Below are 4,501 nucleotides of genomic sequence, written 5' to 3' on the forward strand. Positions count from 1 at the left end.
TCCGGCCCCTCTCCTATGACCGGGAGCGGGCGGAAGGGCTTATCGGATCCTGTCTCGCCTGCTTTAAAAGGCCCCGGAACCGGGAGGAGCTTCTGGGGCTGCCCCCAGAATGGCTGAAGAACCGGGATGACCTGGGAGCTTCTCTTTCCGATGCGTATTTTCTGTCCGGGATGAGCTCTTTTGCGGCGGGGCAGGCGGCCGGAGATCCGGAAAGCCGGCAGGCGTTTTTTCGGGAATTTTACGCGGCGGGGCTTAAGGCTCTCCGCTGGATGAAGAATCCCCGGGTTTATGAGCTGGTTACGCCGGAATATAAAAGCTTCAAGGCGGCCGCGGGACTCTGGGATCCGGAGCCGGATGCCGGGGACAGCGGCACTGCGGGAACCCCGCTCAGCATTAAAAACGCCGCCTTCCGGAGAAATATCGCCGCCTTTCTGGATTTTGCTTTGCTAAGGGCCTTTATTGATGTCTGTGTAAGCTCCTTCGGCCTTCAGGAAACTCCGGAGAGCGGCATTCCCGCTCTCCGGGAGACCCTGGCAGGGCTCCCGGCGGAACACATGGAGCTTTATATCTCTCCCGCTCTCCGCCGTCTTCTCGGGGAGCAGCTGGGCGTTACCTACCTTGGGCATGTGCGCTATTCCAAAGCGGAAGCCTGCGTTTTTCAGGCGGCAGGGCAGTTTTTTGCGCTTTATCCCCGGATCCCGGGGAGAACCGGCGGCAACGCTGCCGAGAAGGGCGGGAGCAGCGGCAATGACGGTGAGGACTGCTGGGATAACGGAAACAGCAGAAACAGCGGCGTCTTTGCGCTCCGGGCCTGCGCCTCCCGGGAGAAGGCTCTGGAAATTATGCGGGGGCTTTCATGACGGCGGCTCTTTATCCGGTCTATTACGTGTTTTCTCCGCCGTTTCTTACCGGTTCTTCCGGAACGGCGGCCCTGGAGGCTTTGCTCCGGACTTCCGATCCTGCCGGACATGTCCGGGAACAGGTGATCTTCATAAACAGCGAATGGGAGCATTCCCGTATTTCCTATGAGAAGAGGAAGGATAGAGGAAAGAGAGATGGGGACGGGAAGAGAGATAAAGCCGGGGAGCCCTGGCCCCTCCCGGTGTTTGTGCATCTCAGAAACGAGGAGGCGGATTCCCCGTACGGCTATCCGGAGGCTTTGGCTCTTTTGCGGGCCGGCGCTTTGACGGATGATGACGGCCTTTCCGGCATCTGCTCTGATGTTACTTTAGCCTCGGCGGGCTATTATGAATTCCGGAAACGCGCGGCGGATAATCCGGCTATGATCTCCTCTCCCGAGGGCTTTCAGGAGCTGATGGATCTTATCCGGGGGCTTTCCGCGGCGCTGGCTCTGGAGATTCCGGAGCTTAATTCCGCGCGCTCTCAGGATAAAAGCCCCCTGTGGAATTTCCGGAGTATTTCCGAAGCGGTGTCCGCAGTGCTCCGGAGCTATCGCGATGAGCTTCTTGATGATATCCGGGAGATTATTTCCGGCCGGGACGGCTATCATTACTGGCAGCTTCTCATAAGCGGGGACGGCGCTCCTCTTATCAGCAGTCTGGATCCCGGCATCCTCTCGGATAACTTCTGCCGCCGCTATTGTCAGGATTTCTGCGAGCGCTATGTCAAGGGGGATCTCTATCTCCGGGTGAACAGCATTTTTGCCAGAATTAACTCCTGTCCCCGGGAACGCTGTCCGCTCCTCCTGAATTACTGGCTTAACCGGGATACTCAGGCCATGATCCGGGATTTTCTGGATCGACTGGTCTTTTATCTCAGAGAGCTCGCAAAATTCATCGGCAATACCGGGGGCGCCGGCGGTCTCATTCTTGACAGCGTGCTCCGGGAGATAAACAATCAGATTATTCAGGCCTTTGCCGTCGGACACGGACTTTACTGCTACGCCTTTTTCAAGTATGAAATCGTGTCCTGTCCGGATCTTCAGGAGGCTTTGGATGATATTCTCGCGGAACGGGAACGCCCCGGAAGCGCCGTGGACAGGATCTTTCCCCGAAAAACCTTTCCGGATGCGCGGGCGGTTCTGGAACGGGTGTTCCGGGACGAGACCACGCTTCTGGGGCCCGGGGTTTCCGGAGCTCTGGGCCAGCCAGAAAACCGCCGTCTCTTCCGGATCTTCCGGGCGGTCTCAGATTATCAGAGTCTTTTGGAGCTCTCCGGAACCGCCATTTCCCGGGGCACCTTCCGGCTCCGGACACCGGATGCCCTTTACGAGGTGTCCTCGGAGATTCCCGAGCTTTACGGGAGCTCGTTTTTAAAGATTTATTTCAGTCCCGGGGAATGCCGCTATTACTGCTTTATGGAAAAAAGAAACCAGCTTACGGGGCAGGATTCCTCCCTCTCGGCTTTCTTTAAGCATTTCCGGGACTATTATGCGGACAGATCCCGGCGGGAATGGTATATGTCGGCCAATCCTCAGGCTCCCCTGACGGAAGCCTGGCTGGCGGTGCTGGAGTATGATTCCCTGCGCTTTTATGCTCAGGATCGCAGCGGGCAGCGGATTTCCTTTCTCTACAGCGGAATTTTTCCGAACCGGGATTATGCGGCGCTGGCTTTGCTGGGCAAGGTGTTCAATCTTACCAGCCTGAAGCTTCTGAACCGCGCTTCCCGGGAAGAGAGCTAGGGCTGGGGAACCGGTTACGGCTGAGAGTTAGCGGAGAAAACGGTTAAGGCGGAGTACTGATGCTGAATAACAACTACACCCCGGAATTCCGGGACAACGATACCGATTATTCCGAAGGACAGGGCTTCTGGATGTCCTACACGGATATCATGACGGCGCTTTTGTTTATCTTTATTATCATCGTCTGTTCCGTCATGCTGATTTCCATGAATTCCTACCGGGATAAGAAGGATCTTCTGGAGGAAAACGCCCGGCTTAAGATCCGTAATGAGGAGCTTTATCATAAAAATCAGGATCTTACGGCGGCAAATCTGGATCTGGAGAAGAAGAACGCCGGGCTCACGCAGGAGCTGAACCGCTTCAGTGAGGCTGATAACCGGCTCAGAAAGGTGATGAAACGGATCTATGAACGGCTTCTGGCGGAAGGGGTGCGGGTAACCCTGGACGAGGCCAACAAAACCATTCATATTGATTCCACTCTGATGCAGTTCGAATCCGCCAAGTACGATATTCCGGAGCGTTATCAGGAAACCGTGCGCCGCATCGCCGGGGTGCTGGCCCGGGAGCTGGCCACCCGGGAGGCGCGGGCGGATATCGACACCGTGTTTATTGAGGGGCATACGGACAAGAATTACTATGATAACAAGGCTCTTCACGGCAACTGGGGGCTTTCTGCCATGAGGGCCATTTCCTTCTGGGAGGAGCTTCTGGCCGCCCGGGATCAGCTTCAGGACTATACCAACAGCGAAGGGAAGAGACTGTTTTCCGTAAGCGGCTATGCGGAGTCCCGTCCGGCCCCGTGCTCTCTGGAGGGCCGGCAGTATGCCCGTAATGCCGGCATCACGGAAAGAGAGCTTTTCCGGGAAAGCGGCTGTCCTCAGGAGCTCCCGGCGGAGACGGAGTCTGACAATATGAACCGGAGAATCGATATCCGTTTCACCCCCTATCATCGGGAGCTCCGGGCCGGAAAAGTGTCGTCCGGGCGGAAAACAGCAGGATAAGAGAAGATGAAGGAAAATGCCATAACTGACAGGCCGGGAGCGGCTCCGGCTTCCGGAGCGAAAGGCGGCGGGCGGGAGCTTACGGCCTTTCTGGCAGCCTGCTTCCGTTTTCGGCGGTTTCGGCTCTGGTCGGACGATGACCGGGCCCGCCAGGGACTTCGGGATATTTTTCAGAGGGCGGAAACCCTTGTTAACAGTCCCGGCATCCGGCTGAAGGCGGCGGAACGGCATCAGGTGATCTCGGATCTGCATGGAGTGTTCCGGGATTCCTGCTTTCGGGAGGATGCGGGTTTTCAGGAAAGGATTAACAGGCTGGAAAGGGAGCTTCCGGATCTGCCCCCGGAGGAGCTGTATTTTCAGAAGATCCGGGATTACGGAGCCATGGATTCCGGAACCACCAGAGCCGGTCTGGATTTTTCCGATGATGCGGAGGATCTGGCCCGGAGCTTTTCCATCCGGCCCCGTTACTCCAAAAGGGGCCGCCTGGACATAAAAACGTTTGCCATCAGGTTCCTGATTCCGCTGGGCCTTTTGGCTTTTCTGGTTTTTGGCATTTGCTGACGGTGAGCTATGATTTATCAGGTGCTTAAGGGAAAGCGCTGGGAGAATGTTTCTCCTGAGGACTTGAGTCAGTACTCTGACCGGGTGTTCGGGAGCTTCAGGAAGCATGCGGCGTATTATGAGGATCTCCGAAGAGAGTTTGCCGGCGGCACCCTGTTTTACGATCTCATGCGGAATGCCGGCTATGGCCGTTACTTCATGACTTCCGAGAAGTACCAGCGGCTGAGTTTTTTTCAGTATTATGAAGGGAATCGCTACGCCCGGGGCTTTCTTATCCGGAATTTCGGCTTCAATGAAC

5 protein-coding genes are annotated in these 4,501 nt (G+C 56.5%); all 5 read left to right on the forward strand.

Annotated features, from left to right (window positions below; translation table 11 throughout):
• Window positions 1-860, forward strand: an 860-nt coding sequence (locus tag ACJROR_RS07185; protein ID WP_406546525.1) for a hypothetical protein, incomplete at its 5' end; no start/stop codon positions are given.
• Entirely contained in the window at window positions 857-2,641 is a 1,785-nt protein-coding gene (locus ACJROR_RS07190) for a hypothetical protein (protein WP_406546526.1), read from the forward strand. The genes ACJROR_RS07185 and ACJROR_RS07190, both read left to right, overlap by 4 nt.
• 59 nt (window positions 2,642-2,700) lie before the next feature.
• Entirely contained in the window at window positions 2,701-3,642 is a 942-nt protein-coding gene (locus tag ACJROR_RS07195) for an OmpA family protein (protein WP_406546527.1), read from the forward strand.
• Between the two features lie 6 nt (window positions 3,643-3,648).
• Complete coding sequence (locus ACJROR_RS07200; RefSeq protein WP_406546528.1) at window positions 3,649-4,203, forward strand: hypothetical protein; 555 nt, start codon at window positions 3,649-3,651, stop codon at window positions 4,201-4,203.
• A gap of 9 nt (window positions 4,204-4,212) precedes the next feature.
• Window positions 4,213-4,501: hypothetical protein (locus ACJROR_RS07205; protein WP_406546529.1), on the forward strand; the 289-nt coding region annotated here is incomplete at its 3' end.

It is taken from the genome of Succinimonas sp. (assembly GCF_045225735.1).
Lineage (GTDB): Bacteria > Pseudomonadota > Gammaproteobacteria > Enterobacterales > Succinivibrionaceae > Succinimonas.